Below are 17,532 nucleotides of genomic sequence, written 5' to 3'. Positions count from 1 at the left end.
GTGTCAAGGTGTTTAATTTTTTCGATAAGATTTTAAATTGTTAAAAAAATGAGTATGCAAATGATGAAAATGTTTCTATTTGCTCGCTGCTATACTTAAATTAACTAACATAACGAGTTTTTTTATGCAGGATGCCAAATTACCTTCTAACGGCAAAGAGTGTTCTACTTGGTATGTTTCAGCAATGGAACACTTGGTTAAGGTCGTACAAGATTTATCTCAGGCAAATGATATTCAAGCGATCACTGAAATTGTGCGTCATGCCGCGCGCGAACTCACTGGAGCGGATGGTGCAACATTTGTATTAAAGGACGGTAATTATTGTTACTATGTGGAAGAAAATGCGATCGGTCCACTATGGAAAGGCAAACGTTTTCCAATGAAAACATGTATCAGTGGTTGGGTGATGCTGCATAAAAAATTAGCCGTGATTGAGGACATTTATCGTGATCCACGCATCCCACAAGATGCATATCGACCGACATTTGTTAAGAGTTTGGCGATGGTACCTATTCGTAGAGAAGATCCTATAGGTGCTATTGGCAATTACTGGGCCAAAAAACGCTTACCCACACAAGAAGAACTCAATATTTTACAAGCTCTTGCCGATACGACATCGGTTGCATTGAAAAATGCGCATCTTTATATCGATCTAAAAAAACATATAGAAACCATACGAGAGCGAGAGGCGAATGTTCGAGAGCAACGAGATACCTTGGAGATTTTTACCCGTGCCTTAGCTCATGATCTTAGAGAGCCAGCACGAACCATGAGTTCTTTCGTTGACATCATCGCTCAGGAAGAATCTCATTTTACTGGTAGAGTAGCCGATTACTTTCAGCATATTTACAATGCCAGTAAACGCATGCTGACGCTAATCGATACTGTATTTAATTACATGCAACTTGATGAATTGAAAACGAAACTTAATGAACCATGTGATATGAATGAGGTTATCGTAGAGGTTGTAAAAAACCTTGACTACCTGATCAGAGAAAAAAATGCGAATATTCGTGCAGATACGGTACCTCACGTATGTGCAAATCGAACTCAAATGATCCAATTGATGCAAAATTTAATTAGCAACGCCATTTATTATAATGAAAATATTCCCGAAATATCTATTTCTGCAAACCCAAAGAAAAAATGTGTAACGTTTCATGTATCGGATAATGGTTTAGGTCTCGATTGCAAAGACAATGAAACCATTTTTCTACCATTCAAACGAGCTACCCGCATAAGTAATGGGCCTGGATTAGGGTTGGCGATATGTGCCAAAATTGTAGAATTACATGGTGGAACAATAAATTGTAAATCCAAACCTGAAGGTGGCACAATATTTTCTTTTACTCTCCCAAGTGCTTTGAAGATTAATAGACGAGGAAAAGTAAAAGAAACCTCAGTGAATCCAGTTAATGTATCCAGTAAAACATCCTTAGCGAATATTTTATTTGTAGATGATCTTAATGAGGATCTGGAGTTTACTAAAATTATCCTAGAGCGAGCGCATATAAATTTTAATCTATTTATAGCGCAAAGCGGGACAGAAGCACTTAATTTATTACATGATCAATTTACTCGAAATAATCCTATTGATCTGATATTTCTTGATATTAACCTGCCAGGCATGAATGGATTTGAAATATTGAAACAAATTCAAACTGATAAAATACTCGGTAAAACTCCGGTTATTATGTGTACCGGTTCGGATTATAGTAAGGACAGAGAAAAATCCGCCGCTCTAGGAGCTGCAGGTTATCTGATTAAGCCAATTGAAATAGAATCGTTGCTCGACATAATCAATAATTTAGCCACAGTAAGCTATTGTCAAACAGATGAAGGGTACGTCATTATTCGCAATGAAAATTAGTTTCAAATGAATACTTGAAGACCATGTGATTTGTTATGAGAATGACAATTTTCGGATTTCGCTTCGTTGCATCCAGGCCGGAATGTTGAAAGATTAAGTCCATCTAAGGCCCATATTAATTTCAATTTTACCGCTGCCGGCACTTTTTATGACTATTTGGGATAAGTTCGCTGCATAAAAGAAAGATGCTGCACTAAATGGTGATTTTTATGCTATAATTCACCATATGGTTAATGAGTGAGTATGAATGATGCATGCAGCAGAGAAGCCTAATCCTGCAACTGTTTTGGCTACGGCAATAAATCAACTTAAACACGTGATTAAAATTAACAGCCAGGATCTGGCGGCCATTATTGGCCAACATCGCAATACTATTGATAGATGTTTAAAAAAAGGTGAGCTTGACCCTAGTAGCAAGCCAGGAGAGTTGGCTTTGCTATTGATTCGCGTTTATCGATCACTATACGCACTTAATGGCGGGGATAAAAAAGCGATGATTCATTGGTTAAATACCTATAACCACCATATTCAAGGCGTTCCTTTGCAGGAAATGAAAACCATAATGGGACTATCACGTGTTGTGAATTATTTAGATGCAATGAGAGGTAAAGTTTAGTGGGAGATCTATGGGATGAAATGGATGGTACACAATATATTACCTCGATAATGGCAACAATACATCGAGTTGTAGAAGACCAAGAAGAGGTTGCAACACTCTCTCTTGTTAATAATATTGAAGAACAAGGTATATTAGAAGAACTATTAGAAACATCTAAACCTAAAAAGCCTGAAGAATATGAAGATTTGCATTATTTACTCATCACTCCATTTCGCTATCCACCGTTGCAATATGGTTCACGATTTGGCAGTACTTTTGAACCCAGCCTATTTTACGGAGCGCTGAATAGTTCCACCGCATTAGCTGAAACTGCTTATTATCGATTTGTTTTTATGTCAGGGATGAAGGAACCATATCCTGATAACATTCAGATGACTTATTCAAGCTACACAGTAGGGATTAAAACAGCTCACGGCGTTTTTTTGAATAAGCAGCCATTTGATGCATTTGAAAAAATAATTACATCGCCTCAATACTATGGTGATACTCAAAAATTGGGTACTTCAATGAGAAACGCGGATGTAGAAGCATTTCAATATATTTCTGCTCGCGATCCTGAAAAAGGAATCAATGTCGCGTTATTTACCCCCAAAGCGTTTCAATCTAAAAAACCAATAAGTCTTGAGCGTTGGATATGTAATATAACCAATCAGGAAATTGGTTTCATCTCTAATGATACTCATAAGCGATTAAGTTTTAAGCGAGATATATTTTTAGTGGATGGACTTCTTCCTGCACCAGCGTGTTAAGCATGATTTCATAAATCAGTACACACTGATGTCAATCGTATATTTCTACTTCGGTTTACAAATACGGTTGGCAAATTATACCCATCGCTATAAACTTTTCAGTTTCACTTAGAATGCACGTGTTGTTTCCGCTCGTTTGGGGCTCCAGATTAAATCTATACCTCACTGGTGAAGTGGTACCGATTAAGTTATTATTTATTCCTAATGAGATGTGCTTAGCCTAAGGATAGGAGTTCATTCTTAATGAAACGTCTTGGTTTATCATTGCTACTGATTTTTGTTGGCTTTGGTGCAGCATCTGCTGCGCAAAAGACTGTTGTCTGTCATATGCAAGGAATAGAAGATGCTATTTCCTTTGTGGCACCCAATAAAATCGGGGATTTACCTCAAATTGATTTTGATTATCCAGTGAATGTGACCCGATTCAGCTTGCGAGCAGATAATTTACTCCTTGTGGCAATGGATCAGGATGAGAAAGATCGCCCACGGATTTTCTTTTCAGCACAATTTAACAAACAAAAACAAGCGTACATAGGGCAATTTATGACGGATTTTGGAGGTAATGAATTGCAACTGGATAATGGACTGGTTTCCTGTACATTAAAGTAAATTCATTTTCTTAGGGTTCAATCGAACGATTCAGTTCTTCGATTTCATCGAGAATCTTTAGAAATTTTTCCCCAAAAGGAGTGACGAAATATTCAACTCTAGGGGGAAGTTCGTGAAAAGTGGTTTTGCCAAGAATTCCGAATTCAAGATTTTTTTTAAGGCATTGATTTAAAACCTTAGTGGAGAGGCCCTCGACACAACGTACCATTTCCCCTGGACGATTGATTCCTTCTCGCAAAAGAGAATAGATGGTAAGTGACCACTTACAACCGTAAATAGTCTCAACCATAGTTGCTGTTTTTAAAGGTTTTTTTTCTTTCAACGTCTTCTTCAAATAATTCAAGAATGCATACCAATAAGTACCTACTGTACCACTAAGTACTTACTTTTTTTAGGATTATATATCTCCCATACTCAGCGGAACAGATTTTCTATCAACTAAAAGGTGAGAGACATGTTAAATCATAATTTAGCCATTATTATCGGTGGTTCTAGTGGCATGGGATTGGAAACCGCAAAAAAGCTTGCTGCAAGTGGTGTTGATTTACTCATCACCGGCAGGGATGAGCAAAAGTTGAAACATGCAGCCAATGAAATAAAACAGATGGGAGGCCAGGTCGAAGAGTTCGTTATTGATCTTTATGATAAAGCACAGGTGGCACACTTGGTTATGAAAATAAAGAATGAAACGCGTACAATAAAGTATCTTATCAATGCGGCGGGTTATTTTAGACCAGTATCTTTTTTAGACCATACAGAAGAGGATTATGATCTGCAAATAAACCTTAATAAAGCATTTTTCTTTATTACTCAGGCTGTTGCAAAAAAAATGAAACACGAGGGCGGTGGGGCCATAGTTAACATTGGATCCATGTGGGCAAATCAAGCGATCAAGGCTACTCCTTCTTCGGCCTATTCAATGCAAAAGGCAGGTCTTCATTCATTAACCCAGCATTTAGCTATGGAGCTTGCAGATCACAACATCAGAGTGAATGCGGTAGCTCCGGCAGTGGTTGTCACACCTATCTATAAGTCCTTCATCGCTGAAGAGCAAATTGAAGTATCGCTGCAGAATTTTAATGGCTTTCACCCTATTGGTAGGATAGGAAAGGTTACTGATGTTGCAAATGCTATTGAATTTCTGCTGTCCGAGAAATCCAGCTGGATCACCGGGGAAATTATTAATGTTGATGGCGGGGTTATGGCGGGAAGGAATTAATGGTGATTTAGGGGAGTGGCCCTTATCCGCCCTGTCGGGCACCTTCTCCCCAAGGGGAGAAGGTGTTTAATTTTTTATTCAGGATGAAATCGCTTAAAAAATCGAAGCATTTCATAAAAGACATAGGGCCCTGCATCACGATGATCGAGTGTGTCACTTACTGAATGAATAAATACATTACTACCCGCGTTCCTAAATTGTTCATAAGCCATTTCTGCTCCATGATAAGGAACATCTCTATCACCCTTGGTACCAACAAGTAATAAAGGTGCCGTGGGAGAAAAACTATAATGATTGAAATAGTTCTTCAGTATTTCTGAATTTTCTTCCGTATGATTTAAAATGGCATCAAAAAATTCGGGCTGAAAAATTAATGCGGGGTTTTGCGGCAGCGCATTGAGTATTTCCTTAGTGGAATGATGTCCATCAAATAACTCGGGGATCTTACTATTATAGGGGGCAACAAATAGCTGGTTTAAATCAGCCCAATAGTTTTTATAGGTTTGCAGCGAATAGAAAAAATACGCCAAATATGCGGTAGCTCGTGGCCCCGGATCCCGCATAATAAATTGCATGGTTTCATTCCAGTCGTAAGGAGCCGAACCTAAAGCAACAGCAGTAACCGGGATATTAGGATACTGGGTGGTAAGTAACTCGAACAATACTAAAGAAGAAAAACCTCCTTCTGAATAGCCTCCAATATAGAGTTGGTCATTGAGATCAATCTTTATTATCTTCGTAAGCTCCTTGGCGGCTAACAGCATATTTACACTGCTACTGGCCAGGGTTTCATATTGTACGTAAGGATGGAGTGGTAACTCGTTGTCTCCGAAACCAAGATAATCCGGCATAACGGTTAGATAACCGCCATGGCTGGAAAATAGAGCCGGGTATATTGCATCGCCTTCTTTCATCCTCGAAGGAGCATCATCATGGTTGAAGCGTGTTCCATGCTGATAGCTGACAATTCCTAGCCTACCGATTACACGAGGTACAGCAACCAAGCCAGAAGCCGTGGTGATATGACCATCAGGAGCTGGAGTTTTATAGTTGATCTTATAAAGAGTTACATCGTAATTGGCTTCAAGTACATCAAGTGGAGGCATTTTTCTTAATGCTATTTGCGCCATCTCTTTAGAAAACGTGCCTAAGTAATTGTAATCAACTAGAATTTTCTCATCAATTGCTTGTGATTGGCTATGAACGTTGATATTTAAAAAGAAATATAACGAGAAGAAAATTATTTTTTTAATATTTGCCATTGCGAGTTCGTTCCAAATTATATTTAAAATGAAAAAAGACCAATAAATTGAGCAACTCCAATGGCACGAAGCTAAGCTTTTCCCCAGGTCTACGTTCAGCGACCTGTTCGCGAAAACCAAGGAATGTAGCTTCGTCGCTGCTCCCGCGAACAAGTCGCAGACAGGAAGAAAAGTTCTTAACTTAGTACCTTGGAGCATGCTCTATAACTCAGGTTCAACTTTTTCTGAAGGGCTGTCAATTATAAATTTTTTTTCTGCATCTTATTGTTTCATAATCATATTTCACCATTTACATGAAAAAAATAACCACTGTATATATAAATGTCTCTAATAAAGGTTAAAATTGGGCCATTTTAAATCTGTTCAAGTAGTATTTAGATAAAACAGGATGTGGAAAAATGAAAACAAAAAAAATACAAAATTTAATTTCTACAGAAAACGATCAAGCGGCGATCTTAAAAAAGTTGGATTTATGGTTTAGTAAAGATCGCCAATTAATTGAAAAAACCTACATTTTGGGACGCAATGTTTTTCATCTTTTAGTATTAAAAAACAAAACGAAGGTTCTTGATATCTTGTTATCTGATGAACATCGAAAAGCAGTTGCGCAAAGACCCGATCGACTAGGTAATACACTATTACATTTCGCAATAAGAAATGGAGAAGAAAATCAAGAAACCTTGAATATTGTGCTTAAGCATTTCCCAGACATGGTCAATAGTCAGAATAGCAATGGAAATACCCCTTTACATGAAGCGGTTCTTTTTGATCAGCTTTGGGCGGTTAACATTCTTCTTAAACATAAGCAAACAAAGCGTTCGATAAAAAATGCAAACAAGAAAACAGCTCCCGAATTGGCTGTTGCAAACCCTGCAATCAGACAGGCAATTCTCAATATTGATTTGTCCAAGATTCAATTACTTGATTTACGTAAACGTCCAAGTAGCCCTGACTCGAGTTCTCTTAATAGTTTTCAAGTATCATTTCCGTTGATGTCTTCACGAAGTGCCTCCTCGTATCGTTTAGTTTCTCCAGATAGTGGTGGCTCTTCTAGTCCCACCTACAAATTACAAGAAATCAACTCGCAGGCACTTAACTTTGAGCCAATGGAAGAACAAGGGGGAAGAGGGGGGCTTGATAGAAAACCAGTTGGACCTTATTCGTTAACACCTTATCTCAAGAGTTTACTCGCGGCACATCAAGCAAAAGACTCTTCTTATCAGATATTATTCGAACGAGTAGTTAAGCTATTTTGTAAATATCATATCAACGAGGCGTTGGATTTAAGTGAGTTTTCAGCGGACACTGTTCAAGAGGTCCTCCTGAATATTCTTTCTTCTTCGTATTCGGTTGTGAACGCACAATATAAACAAATTCAAAATAGAAATTTCAAATTATTCAGTGACTTTTCTTCTTTGTTACTCGGTAATAATTTAATGCTTCCAAAGCAAAAAGAAATAGAAGTTTCCAAAAAAATATCGCTTACTAACACCCTCAAATTATTAACAGCCTGCAAGGAAACACCCGATTCAATACGAGAATTTGATTTTGAACGAGTTGCTCATAGAACTTTAGGCTTGTTAAGTTCTTATGATTTAGTAACCATCCTCATTAATTTGAGAAAATTATATAAGAACTTTGATTATCACCAAAAGCTCGTTGCTAATTATGTTGTGTGGCAATTATTTACCTATCAATGCATTGAAGGGATAAGCTCTGATCCCATGGTTTTTTTACAAATGGAATCATTTTTCAAATGTAATGTTGATGAAGAAATGGGCTTAGGCTTGTTGGGTATGCAAATTAACTCTCTTTTTGAGGCATTAATTGAAAATAATTCGGAAGTGTTTAATGATCCTGTTTTAAGTAATTATCAAATAATCACTCAACGATTGGCAGAATATGAGGTTGCACAAGAGTCTTTTGATCAGCTTGTGGATCAAGCATTAGATTTGAAGAAAGGCGAACGGGAGCACGAAGTAAAACAAATTGCTCAAGAAATGCGTCTTCTTACGATCAGTTTTTACCAAAATGTACTTATTAAAGAATTTGGCACCGATTGGGTAAAAGCAGGGGCTAAAAAAAATGCTCCTCACATCGATGATTTAACTCAATTTTTTAACAAGTTAAGCGCTTATTTTGAAAAGAAAATATTGAGTCAGACCAGTGCTAACATTAAAAATGCTTTACAATTTATGCTGGAATTGGCTCACGAGCTTTGTCTTTTAGATGGTGAAAAATATCCAGATTTAAACCATTTAATGTTAATTTGCAGCGTATTTAATAACACGAATATTTTACGACTCACGAATTCATTTGAACTTTTGTCATCCAAAGAACGAAAAACACTTATTGAATTAGAGCAAATGGTCAGTAAGGAAGGAAATTCCAAATGGATGCGTGAAGTCTATCGACTTTATCGAACGACATTGCCATTTTTAGGAGTTATTTTAACCGATGTTACTTTTGCTAAGGATGGAAATCATTATCCTTTAGGCCGATTTGAGGCAGTAGGTGCAATCTTGATGAGAGTTCTTGAGCTCAAGACTTTATTGAATCATAAGTTCAGCCGAAATATTACAGACCTGAGGGTTCTTTTAAATAATAGTTTTGAAGCTAATGAGGACGACTTATATTTGGCTTCACTTAGGATCCAACTAAGAAAAACTGATGTGATTAATTTAGATGATCCAAGCAGAGATTGCCAATCGATTTTGGATGATCTGAACCAGAATTTTTTAAACAATAATTTGCTACCAGCGGTTCTTTTTAAAGGGCAACTTCACCCTCCCATTCAGTTGGCGAATCGTTTAATTTCTTATGTTAGTTCTTATATAAAAAACCTAAATAAAGCGGTTAGAGAATTCAAGGCGGTCGAGGAGCTTTCCCCTGAGCAACTCAAATTGAAAGAGGCGCATGGAACATTGGATCAGTTGATTGAGGAACTTGAAAAAACGATTGGACGAATCATCGAAGTGAATAGAACATACTATGTGAAACAAAAGCTTATGGCACCCCTAAGTCTAGAATTTTATCAGGCTAAAATAAAACACTTAAGTCATCAATCGACTTCATGTGATGAATTAACGTTTTCAAAGAAAACACGAAGATCTTCTTGGCGTCAAGTAACTTCTCTGGTACATAAAAAAATGTTTTTCTCGACCGATGCGAAATCCTTGACTGCTAGGGAAGTTCGTTCGGGGGATCTGAATCCTGATGATCCGGAGGCTCAAGCTGAACTGATAGAACGCAAAAGTAATACATTAAACGGTTTAAGCTAATGTCGACCACCTTCAAGGATTCTAATTGGCAGAAAAAATTTAAATAAAAATTGGGCTTGTGAACCTAAGGTATATTGAATTAGGATTTTCATTCAATTTTCAAAAGGAATTATTATGAAAACAGCATTGGTATCTGGATTTGCACGATCATTTATATCCGGTTGGCCCATCGCAGATGCAACAATTACCGTTCTTGAAAATGAGAAGTTAAAATTTAAAACAGACTCTTCGGGACGATTTGGACCTTTTGAATGGCCCGTGGGAGAGCCGATTACTTTGGTTTTTGAGAAACCTGGATCTTTTTGGACCGGATATAAGACCATACAAACAGCAACTTTAATTGTCCCGCCTGAAGGCATAAATAATGAGAATTTTCTAAAAAATATTTCCTTCCAAGTGCCTTCAATTATGGCTTATCAATTTTTATCTTATGCGATGTGGAAAACTGAAGATCCCCACACCTGCCAAATCGCGGCAACAGTTACCCCACCCAATACTACGATGGATGATATCCCGCAAGGAGTGGAGGGAGTGACCGTTAGTTTATCGCCTAAAGTTAATGCAGAAACCTTTTATTTTGGTATTTTTCCTATAGTTCACAAAACAAACCCTTTTATTCATAAATTGAAATCGACGTCATTGGATGGCGGAGTTGCGTTCATTAATGTCCCGCCAGGTGATTACATCATGGAGGCCAAAAAGGATAATATTCCTTTTTCTAAAGTAGCCATCAAAGCACGTAAAGGAATGATTGTGAATGCCAGCCCGCCACTCGGCCCTACAATGCTCGAAGCACCTAAAGCGGATACAGAAAAGAAAAACAATCATTTTGGCTTTTTTAAATCTGTCTGGGCACTAGGATCAGCCAAGTCGAGTGCTCTTGTTACAACTACCGGACTGAGCAAGCCAACACCATAAATTCTCAATTGAGTGAACTATACTGTAATTATTCCCAGAACCAGCACACTTGAGTGCAATAAACACTTACAGGTTAAGGAAAAACGAATGAACATGACTGTCACGGCAATGGAAAAAACAGTGAGAAGAGTTTTCGATGAGATGTGGAACCAGCAAAAGGCCGCCTTAGCTGATGAGCTCTTTTCAGCAAAGACCTCAATCCATTTTAGCTATGAGCAAGCGGCCAATTTGCAGAATTTTAAAGAAGCCTTACTACAATGGTATCTCGCTTTTCCAGATCTGATGCACTCCATTGATGATCTGATGGTAAGTGGTGATAAAGTTGTGACTCGTTGGCATGGTCAGGGTACCCACAGGGATGAATTTTCGGGAATTCCTGCCACGGGTATCCCTGTATTTTATAGTGGGATTACCATTTTTCGCTTGGATAAGAATCAGCAAATCGCTGAAGCCTGGGTATATAGTGATTTGAACGAGATGATCTCCAAAATGCAACAAGCTCAAAAATAACAGGCATGATTATGAAAAAAGATGAGGAAAAGCGTTATGAGCGGGCAAAAAAATTTCTTCCGCAAAATGTGGTGCGTTTGATAAAAAACATTCAACCTGCAATTGCGTGGTCACCTGATGATAAGCGTATTTGCCATCGCCACGACACGGCTGAAGGTTATGAATATTTTATTTTCAATCTACAAACTAAAACGAAGGAGCTTGCCTTTGACCACTCAATATTGGCAGGACAAATTGCGGAACAATTAAATCGGGATGTAAAGGCTTTTGCCTTGCCAATCAATCAAATTGATTTTTTTGACGAACACATTTTGCAATTGCATATTGAGCAATTTATTTTTCAATATGATCGAACAACTCAGGTACTTTCGCGAGTCAGCGAGGAGAAGCCGGTTGCGATGTCTCGGTGTCCCACGATTATGGAGATATGGGGGCTTTTGCCCATTCCTATGGGGCCAAGAATTCGCTCCCCAAATAAACATTGGGATTTATACAGTAAGGAGCATAATCTATTTCTTTTTTCATTTGACGAAAATAAAGAATATCAGCTCACTACAGAGGGTACTTCAACGAATGCATACGCGGTTTCTCCCGATACTAATTTAACTTCATTAACGCTGCGCCGCACCCAAGTTGTACTGCCTCCTATGGCTATTTGGTCTCCTGATTCACAAAAAATTGTCAGCTTTCAATGCAAGCAAAAACATGTAAAAAAATTGGCATTATTACAATATGTTCCTGAAGATGGTTCTTTTCGTCCCCAAGTGCATGAAGCACATATTCCTTTTTTAGGTGATGAACTGATCCCGGAAATTAAATTATGTTGGATTGATGTCAGTGAAAAGAAGCTGCACGAAATCGATATGCCTCCTCTGATGCCTGCATTGGTGGGCTCTCCAATTGAAGCTGGCTATGTCTGGTGGAGTGAAGACAGCACGAAAATCTTTTTTTTAAAGGAAGAACGAGGTAATCATCAACTTTCTTTATGTGAATTGCATGTTGCCACCCAAAAGCTACGCGTTATTTTTACCGAAAAGTCCAAGAGGTATGTCGAACCCAGCCAATTAATTTTGTGGCAGAATTACACGGGAATGCTTGAAGCGTCAAATGAATTTATTTGGTTATCCGATCATCAGGGCTGGGCTCATCTTTATTTACATGATTTACAAACGGGGCAAATAAAAAATCAGATTACGCAAGGGCCATGGGTAGTTCGCAAAGTGTTTCATGTTGATGCGAAACATCGATGGGTTTATTTTTTGGGTAATGGTAAAGAGCCTGGAGTTGATCCATATTTCCGTTATTTATATCGTGCTCGTTTGGATGGAAGTGAGGTGCAATTGTTGACCCCAGAAACTGCAGATCATTCAATTGTTTTTTCACCATCTCAAGAATATTTTATCGATTATTATTCCACTATGGATTCCATTCCAGTCACAAAACTACGGGATAAAAATGGCCAACAAATTGATACCTTAGAAAAGGCTGATTTTTCTCAGCTCTTTTCCTTAGGATATAAACATCCTAAGCCTTTTTGTCTAAAAGGTGCAGATGAAGAAACTGATATTTATGGCGTCATTTATTTCCCTACTGATTTTGATCCAAAGAAAAAATATCCAATAATTGATGATATTTATCCGGGGCCACAATTAACACGAGTACCTAAAACGTATTGTTATGACCCTCCTGAATATTTTTATGGCTGTTGGTGGCCTCAAAGTATTGCGGAATTAGGTTTTATTGTCGTCAACATCGATGGACGAGGCACGCCTTTGCGGTCTAAAAAATTCCATGATTATTCCTATCAACATTTAGAAACTGCGGGAGGATTAGAAGATCACGTTGCTGTTATTAAAAGCCTCGCACAACACTACTCATATATTGATGTAAATCAAGTCGGCATTTTGGGACAATCCGCAGGCGGATATGCTGCGACCCGGGCATTATTAGACTATCCTGATTTTTATCGAGTGGGCGTCTGTGTTTCCGGATTACAAGATTTACGAAGTTATTTAGCATTTTGGGGCGAGCGGTATCAGGGACTGCCAAATGATGTAGACTATACATTGCAATCCAACTATCCCCATGCAGATAAACTTAAAGGTAAGTTATTTCTAATTCATGGTGATTTAGATGATAACGTTCATCCATCCAATATGATGCACCTTATTGATGCGTTGATTAAAGCAGATAAAAATTTTGATATGTTATTAGTTCCTAATGCAAACCATGGTTTGTATTTTATGAATCCTTATGTTTGGCGTCGAATTTGGGATTATTTTGTGGATCATTTAAAAAGTGACTACCGATGAATTCCTTGAAGAAAGAGTAACCCACTGCCATAATGAATTTACTCTTTAGCAGTATTTTCAAGAAAAGGATTCCTTATGGCTACTGTAGGCACTTATCTCGCACAACGCCTCCAAGAATTAGGTATGACGGATTATTTCGCTATCCCTGGTGACTATAATTTGGGTTTATTGGACGAGCTATTAAAAAATAAATCACTCAACATGATCAATTGTTGCAATGAGTTGAATGCAGGTTATGCAGCTGATGGTTATGCACGTATAAAAGGGGTTTCAGCGTTATTTGTTACCTTTAGTGTAGGGGGCTTAAGTGCGGTCAATGCTGTGGCCGGTGCCTATGCAGAGAATCTACCCATTATCGTTATTTCAGGGGGACCGAATACAAACTCCGTGCAAGATGCGGAAATTTTGCACCATACTTTGGCAACCGAAAATTACAGCTATGTTCGCGAAATTTTTGCGAAAATTACGGCACACAGCGTGTTTATCCATAGACCAAGTGATGCGCCCATGCAAATTGATACCGCGTTAGCAATCGCACTTGAAAAGAAAAAACCCGTATATATTGAAATCGCATGTAATATTGCAGGGCTTAGTGTTTCGCCGCCAACGCAAAGGGCACTGAATGTCAAACGATTAAGTGATACTTCATCTCTTGCTGCTGCAATTGAAGATGCGGCTGCTAAACTCAACGCTGCAGTTAAACCGGTGCTTATCGCTGGCAGTAAATCGCGTTCTTGTGAAGCAACAGCGATGATCGAAACGTTAAGCCAATCTTGTGGCTATGCCCTGGCTGCAATGCCTGATGCGAAGGGATTCGTTTCAGAGCAGCATCCCAATTACATTGGTATTTATTGGGGACCGGTGAGCTCACCAGGATGTGGCGAAATTGTAGAATCAAGTGATCTGTATTTCTTTATAGGACCCAATTTTAATGATTATACGACGGTAGGCCATGTATGTAATATTCAGCCTAAGAAGCTGATTGTTATTGCCGATGGTAGTGTGTCTATCGCAGGAAAGGTTTATACCGACGTGTATATGAATGAGTTTTTACGCGGTCTAAAGGATCAATTGAAATTCAATGATGCATCTCTTAAAGCGTACAAACGAATTGCTGGTTCCGCCCCTTTATATAACGAGCCAGATGATTTGAACTCACCACTTACGACACGATTTCTATTTGGGCAAATTCAAAAGCTACTAAGTAGTGATTATGGGGTTTTGGCGGAAACCGGTGACTCATGGTTTAATGGCATGCGTCTTAATTTACCTGAAGGTTGCCCTTTTGAAATTCAAATGCAGTATGGCTCTATTGGATGGTCTGTAGGTGCTCTTTTGGGAATGCAAGCAGCACTTCATAATAAAAAGCGCGTTATTGCTTTGATTGGCGATGGTTCCTTTCAAATGAGTGCCCAAGAGTTATCAACACTCATTCGTTATGGGTATAAACCGATTATTTTTTTAATGAATAATGCTTCGTATACAATTGAAGTTCAAATTCATGATGGTCCGTATAATGTAATTAATAATTGGCGTTATGCTGATTTAGTGGATGTGTTTAATGGAGAACAAGTAAACGCTCGAGCTTTTAGAGCTCCTACCCATCAAACACTTCTTGATGCAATCGAAGAGGCTAAAAAATCAGATGCTTTATGCTTTATTGAAGTAATTTTAGATAAAGATGATTGCAATAAAAATCTATTGGAATGGGGCGCCCGGGTCGCATCATACAATAGTCGGTCACCAAGAACGAATTAGTCAAGCCTGCTATGCTACCTTGATCGCATCTGCGCTTACACCCCATGGCTTGTCCGTGGGGTGTCGAAATAGAGATGGAATGGTTTCTCAGAGATGTGTTGGGGACTCTGTGCTTTACCCAACTACAACGGTCTATACTTATACTAATAGTGAAAGTTTAAAAAGGACTTATATGAAAAACTATTTAAATCCTCATCCACATGCCGTGGAACGAGTAAATAAGGTTCGAAATAAACCCGGTGGCATGCCAGTTCCTAAACATAAAAAAGTAGCGAAAGATCTGTCGGAAAAATCAGACACAGAGATTTTTGCAACGCAGTCTGAAGAGCAAGCTTGGAAAGAGTCCCTAAAAAAGGATAAAAATTCCTAGGGTTTTTAGATAAGGACAATAAGTGATTAACTTGTTACAGGTTTTTTTGGCGTTCCTGTTGGTTTTACTCAATGCATTTTTTGTTGCTGCCGAATTCGGCATGGTAAAGCTTCGCGCAACTCGCGTTGAAGCGATCAAGGATAGTTATGGTCTACGCGGTACTATTTTAGTTCATATACATAAACATCTGGATGCCTATTTATCTGCCTGTCAGCTCGGGATCACTATTGCATCACTTGGATTGGGGTGGGTGGGAGAGCCGGCTTTTGCGGAATTGCTTAAACCTTTTTTGATTTTTATTGGCATTGACTCACCACGATTAATTACAGTAATTGCTTTTTTTGTGGCGTTTTCATTTATTTCATTTCTCCATATTGTTGTTGGCGAGTTAATGCCTAAATCCCTTGCAGTTCGTCAATCAGAACGTGTATCGGTGTGGACTGCGCTCCCTTTATATGGTTTTTACTGGATAATGTACCCGGCAATATGGATGCTTAATACATGCTCAAATTTTCTTTTGAAAGTTTTTAAATTAGATGAAGTTCATCATACGGAATATTTTTATTCCACAGAGGAAATCAAATTGCTCTTGGGAGCCAGTCATTTGCATGGTGAGCTTACAGAGGAAGAGGTCGAAATCATTGAACATACCCTTGATTTAGCCGATCTAAAAGTTACTGAAGTCATGCGATATAGTGAAGAAATGATTATGATTCACATCAATAAGCCCATGCAGCAAATTATTGAGGTAATCATGCAGCATCGCTACAGTCGATATCCGGTTTATGATCCAGATAAAAAAGAGGTGATTGGGATTATTCATGTAAAGGATCTGCTACCTATTTTTTATCAGCAGGGCGAAATCAAAGAACTACACTCATTGATTAGACCTGTTCTTAAAGTGTCACGTCGCGTGCCTGCCTTAGATTTATTAAACAAATTTCGTGAAGGAACGTCTCATTTTGCCCTTGTGTATAGCGGCAAAGGAAGTATTTTAGGCTTTGTCACTCTCGATAATTTGCTGCAAGTAATGCTTGGCCGCATTAAAGATGAGTTTCATCGTACTAAAGTGGATTGGGTATTAAATGCGGATGGAAGCATATCTGCTTCTGGGAATTGCTCTATTTATTTTTTAGAGCAAGCAATTAATCAAGAGATTGATATAGAAGATGAAATTGATATTTTAAATGGATTATTCATTCATCGATTAGGTTACTTACCTAAGGAAGGCGAACGTATTGAATTCCCAGAGTTTAATGCCAAAATTGAAAAAGCAACGCCCTCAAAAATTATTAAAGTAAGAATTTTTCCAAAAACTACCGATAGTTGGAAAGAGCAAGATAATGCAAAAAACTGATTATCTAATTGCTTTGGATGTCATTGCGAAGCATATAATTCATAAATAGTCAGTACTATAGGGATTCCTAAAATGAGTACAGCAATGATTATTTTATACATCGATATCGATTGATGAGTAATTGTAAAATTCTCTGATTTATCCCAAGTAGTTATCTTGTTTTTGTTTAATTCAAAATAAGCGCAAAATAAGGTAAATACAGCAATGAACGGGATACCCATTGCCATTCCAAAAAACCAAACTTTGATGCTTCGTCGAAACGCATTGAGCAGTTGGGGTTTTTTATCATTAGTGGTTTTTATCCGAATATTTAAAAGCCTTTTTCCTGGGGTAGTGCCCCAGGTAGTCAATAATATAGTTTCAACAAATATCCATAAAAAAAGAAAAATAAAGACAAAGATTGGATCAGGTAAATCGAGAAAAAATGAGGGAGTCAAATAAGAGAGAATTAGGGCGAAAAGGAATGAACATAGGGTAATATCAATAGAGCGAGCAAAGAAACGTGACCATGGTCTTGCATTCGCTGAGGGCTCAGGTGCGTTTGCACCTTGAATTGGTTCCGATGCTTCAGAATCATCTGGAAATGCAAGAAAAAGTTGAGGCGGCTTCTTTCCTTGAGTCATTGATTAATCCCTTATTTGTTTCAATGCCCATATCAATATTAATAGTATAATACAAAATAGATTAAAACAGGCTTG

15 protein-coding genes are annotated in these 17,532 nt (G+C 38.1%); 12 read left to right on the top strand and 3 right to left on the bottom strand.

Annotated elements, in window-relative coordinates; all coding sequences use genetic code 11:
• Positions 1-124: 124 nt before the first annotated feature.
• From ACWTEW_RS33045 to ACWTEW_RS33030, 4 genes are all read left to right on the top strand, one after another.
• Positions 125-1,870: an ATP-binding protein gene (locus ACWTEW_RS33045; RefSeq protein WP_454782216.1), complete on the top strand. Its 1,746-nt coding sequence runs from the start codon at positions 125-127 to the stop codon at positions 1,868-1,870.
• A gap of 247 nt (positions 1,871-2,117) precedes the next feature.
• Positions 2,118-2,486 (top strand): MbcA/ParS/Xre antitoxin family protein, encoded by a 369-nt coding sequence (locus ACWTEW_RS33040; protein WP_454782215.1) that lies wholly within the window; start codon positions 2,118-2,120, stop codon positions 2,484-2,486.
• Positions 2,486-3,238 (top strand): RES family NAD+ phosphorylase, encoded by a 753-nt coding sequence (locus tag ACWTEW_RS33035; RefSeq protein WP_454782214.1) that lies wholly within the window; start codon positions 2,486-2,488, stop codon positions 3,236-3,238. The genes ACWTEW_RS33040 and ACWTEW_RS33035 overlap by 1 nt, the downstream gene beginning before the upstream one ends.
• 243 nt (positions 3,239-3,481) lie before the next feature.
• Positions 3,482-3,847 carry a hypothetical protein gene (locus ACWTEW_RS33030; protein WP_454782213.1) on the top strand — a complete coding sequence of 122 codons (366 nt, stop codon included), beginning with the start codon at positions 3,482-3,484 and terminating at the stop codon, positions 3,845-3,847.
• A 10-nt stretch (positions 3,848-3,857) separates the two neighbouring features.
• Here the strand turns inward: ACWTEW_RS33030 and ACWTEW_RS33025 are convergent, their stop codons facing one another.
• Complete coding sequence (locus ACWTEW_RS33025; RefSeq protein ID WP_454782328.1) at positions 3,858-4,136, bottom strand: winged helix-turn-helix transcriptional regulator; 279 nt, start codon at positions 4,134-4,136, stop codon at positions 3,858-3,860.
• 165 nt (positions 4,137-4,301) lie between these two features.
• Between ACWTEW_RS33025 and ACWTEW_RS33020 the strand changes: the two genes are divergently transcribed.
• On the top strand, positions 4,302-5,066 hold the full coding sequence (locus ACWTEW_RS33020) for an SDR family NAD(P)-dependent oxidoreductase (protein ID WP_454782212.1): 765 nt from the start codon (positions 4,302-4,304) through the stop codon (positions 5,064-5,066).
• Positions 5,067-5,140: 74 nt separating this feature from the next.
• Here ACWTEW_RS33020 and ACWTEW_RS33015 read toward each other — a convergent pair whose 3' ends face one another.
• Positions 5,141-6,328 (bottom strand): alpha/beta hydrolase family protein, encoded by a 1,188-nt coding sequence (locus ACWTEW_RS33015; RefSeq protein ID WP_454782211.1) that lies wholly within the window; start codon positions 6,326-6,328, stop codon positions 5,141-5,143.
• Between the two features lie 398 nt (positions 6,329-6,726).
• Here ACWTEW_RS33015 and ACWTEW_RS33010 point away from each other — a divergent pair, with 398 nt between their 5' ends.
• The 7 genes from ACWTEW_RS33010 (at position 6,727) to ACWTEW_RS32980 (ending at position 16,834) form a co-directional block, all read left to right on the top strand.
• Positions 6,727-9,609 carry a RasGEF domain-containing protein gene (locus ACWTEW_RS33010; protein ID WP_454782210.1) on the top strand — a complete coding sequence of 961 codons (2,883 nt, stop codon included), beginning with the start codon at positions 6,727-6,729 and terminating at the stop codon, positions 9,607-9,609.
• 114 nt (positions 9,610-9,723) lie between these two features.
• On the top strand, positions 9,724-10,527 hold the full coding sequence (locus tag ACWTEW_RS33005) for a carboxypeptidase regulatory-like domain-containing protein (protein ID WP_454782209.1): 804 nt from the start codon (positions 9,724-9,726) through the stop codon (positions 10,525-10,527).
• An 87-nt stretch (positions 10,528-10,614) separates the two neighbouring features.
• Positions 10,615-11,037 (top strand): ester cyclase, encoded by a 423-nt coding sequence (locus ACWTEW_RS33000; protein ID WP_454782208.1) that lies wholly within the window; start codon positions 10,615-10,617, stop codon positions 11,035-11,037.
• An 11-nt stretch (positions 11,038-11,048) separates the two neighbouring features.
• Complete coding sequence (locus ACWTEW_RS32995; RefSeq protein ID WP_454782207.1) at positions 11,049-13,349, top strand: S9 family peptidase; 2,301 nt, start codon at positions 11,049-11,051, stop codon at positions 13,347-13,349.
• Between the two features lie 75 nt (positions 13,350-13,424).
• Positions 13,425-15,107: a thiamine pyrophosphate-binding protein gene (locus ACWTEW_RS32990; protein WP_454782206.1), complete on the top strand. Its 1,683-nt coding sequence runs from the start codon at positions 13,425-13,427 to the stop codon at positions 15,105-15,107.
• Positions 15,108-15,279: 172 nt separating this feature from the next.
• Positions 15,280-15,477, top strand: a complete 198-nt coding sequence (locus tag ACWTEW_RS32985) for a hypothetical protein (protein ID WP_454782205.1) — start codon at positions 15,280-15,282, stop codon at positions 15,475-15,477.
• A 22-nt stretch (positions 15,478-15,499) separates the two neighbouring features.
• The gene (locus tag ACWTEW_RS32980; RefSeq protein WP_454782204.1) at positions 15,500-16,834 is read left to right on the top strand and encodes a hemolysin family protein; all 1,335 of its coding nucleotides are present in this window, start codon (positions 15,500-15,502) and stop codon (positions 16,832-16,834) included.
• Between the two features lie 20 nt (positions 16,835-16,854).
• On the opposite strand, the gene ACWTEW_RS32975 is transcribed toward ACWTEW_RS32980, so the two are convergent.
• A complete protein-coding gene (locus tag ACWTEW_RS32975) occupies positions 16,855-17,457 on the bottom strand; it encodes an RDD family protein (RefSeq protein ID WP_454782203.1) in 603 nt (200 codons plus the stop codon).
• Between the last annotated feature and the right edge of the window lie 75 nt (positions 17,458-17,532).

The sequence above is a fragment of the Legionella stuttgartensis genome (assembly GCF_977063405.2).
This window is presented reverse-complemented; position numbering and strand designations above follow the sequence as displayed.

Excerpts from the sequence above, each read along its gene's own strand:
- ACWTEW_RS33040 (WP_454782215.1), top strand. The coding sequence starts at position 2,118 with ATGATGCATGCAGCAGAGAAGCCTAATCCTGCAACTGTTTTGGCTACG.
- ACWTEW_RS32985 (WP_454782205.1), top strand. The coding sequence starts at position 15,280 with ATGAAAAACTATTTAAATCCTCATCCACATGCCGTGGAACGAGTAAAT.
- ACWTEW_RS33005 (WP_454782209.1), top strand. The coding sequence starts at position 9,724 with ATGAAAACAGCATTGGTATCTGGATTTGCACGATCATTTATATCCGGT.
- ACWTEW_RS32975 (WP_454782203.1), bottom strand. The coding sequence starts at position 17,457 with ATGACTCAAGGAAAGAAGCCGCCTCAACTTTTTCTTGCATTTCCAGAT.
- ACWTEW_RS33015 (WP_454782211.1), bottom strand. The coding sequence starts at position 6,328 with ATGGCAAATATTAAAAAAATAATTTTCTTCTCGTTATATTTCTTTTTA.
- ACWTEW_RS33010 (WP_454782210.1), top strand. The coding sequence starts at position 6,727 with ATGAAAACAAAAAAAATACAAAATTTAATTTCTACAGAAAACGATCAA.
- ACWTEW_RS32990 (WP_454782206.1), top strand. The coding sequence starts at position 13,425 with ATGGCTACTGTAGGCACTTATCTCGCACAACGCCTCCAAGAATTAGGT.
- ACWTEW_RS32995 (WP_454782207.1), top strand. The coding sequence starts at position 11,049 with ATGAAAAAAGATGAGGAAAAGCGTTATGAGCGGGCAAAAAAATTTCTT.
- ACWTEW_RS33045 (WP_454782216.1), top strand. The coding sequence starts at position 125 with ATGCAGGATGCCAAATTACCTTCTAACGGCAAAGAGTGTTCTACTTGG.
- ACWTEW_RS33020 (WP_454782212.1), top strand. The coding sequence starts at position 4,302 with ATGTTAAATCATAATTTAGCCATTATTATCGGTGGTTCTAGTGGCATG.
- ACWTEW_RS33000 (WP_454782208.1), top strand. The coding sequence starts at position 10,615 with ATGAACATGACTGTCACGGCAATGGAAAAAACAGTGAGAAGAGTTTTC.
- ACWTEW_RS33025 (WP_454782328.1), bottom strand. The coding sequence starts at position 4,136 with ATGGTTGAGACTATTTACGGTTGTAAGTGGTCACTTACCATCTATTCT.
- ACWTEW_RS33030 (WP_454782213.1), top strand. The coding sequence starts at position 3,482 with ATGAAACGTCTTGGTTTATCATTGCTACTGATTTTTGTTGGCTTTGGT.